At 64.9% G+C, this 231-nt stretch carries 1 protein-coding gene; it reads left to right on the forward strand.

Annotated elements, in window-relative coordinates:
- On the forward strand, positions 1–231 hold a 231-nt coding region (locus NLM59_RS11670; protein WP_304417956.1), incomplete at both ends, for a hypothetical protein.

Here is a 231-nt window from a genome sequence, read left to right on the forward strand (position 1 = left end):
GGTTCGCGCCGGCGGCCGACGTCTTCTTCCAATCCGTCGTCGAAGAGGAATGCACCGGCAACGGCGCACTGGCCTGCCTGCAACGCGGCTACACCGCCGAAGCCGCGCTGATCCCCGAACCTTTCGCGGAATCCCTCATCACGGCACAAGTGGGTGTCTTGTGGTTCCAGCTGCATCTCAAAGGCCTGCCCACCCATGTCGCCTATGCCGGCTCCGGCTCGAACGGCATCG

It is taken from the genome of Profundicola chukchiensis, assembly GCF_029664245.1.
In the GTDB taxonomy this organism is placed as follows: domain Bacteria; phylum Bacteroidota; class Bacteroidia; order Flavobacteriales; family Weeksellaceae; genus Profundicola; species Profundicola chukchiensis.